The sequence below is a fragment of the Xanthomonas sp. SHU 199 genome, assembly GCF_000364665.1.
Classification (GTDB): Bacteria; Pseudomonadota; Gammaproteobacteria; order Xanthomonadales; family Xanthomonadaceae; genus Xanthomonas_A; species Xanthomonas_A sontii.
On sequence record NZ_AQOI01000776.1, the window covers coordinates 1 to 603 of the forward strand.

Genomic DNA, 603 nt, shown 5'->3' on the forward strand with positions numbered 1-603 from the left:
CAGCGGCGCCGCGAAGGAGGTGCCGCGCTGCGCCTGCCAGCGGCCCTGCGGTGCCGCGGCGATCAGTTCGCCGACCGCGGCGAAGGCCACCTGCGGCCCTCGCCCCGCCTCCGGCAAGACCCGCGCACGCGCATCCACCGCGGTGACGCCGATCACCCCGGGATAGGCCGCGGGATACAGCGGCGGTGCCGCCGGGCCGTCGTTGCCCACCGCCGCGACCAACACGTGGCCGCGCGCGAGCATGCGCTGCACGGCGAGTTGCAACGCACGGTTGGGCCCGCCGATCAGGCTGATGTTGATCACCGGCACCTGCTGCTGCGCCATCCATGCCAGTGCCCCGACCAGCTCGACCACGGTGCCGCCATCGGCCTGTCCGCAATAGATGTCGGCCGCATACAGGGTGCGCGCGAACGGCCCGTGCGCCACCGCGCGTCCGGCAAGCAGCGAGGCGACCGCCGTGCCGTGCGGCTGCGCGCGCACCTGCCCGTCGCAGCCCCAGGATTGCACCTGCACGCCGGCCAGCGCCGGATGCGCGGCGTCCACGCCGCTGTCGATCAGGCCGACCACGAAGCCGCCCGTCGCGGCGCCAGCGGCTGCCGGAGC

1 protein-coding gene is annotated in these 603 nt (G+C 75.3%); it reads right to left on the reverse strand.

Features of this window, described 5'->3' with window-relative positions; translation table 11 throughout:
• Window positions 1–603, reverse strand: a 603-nt coding sequence (locus tag D183_RS25555; protein ID WP_017910790.1) for a S8 family serine peptidase, incomplete at both ends; no start/stop codon positions are given.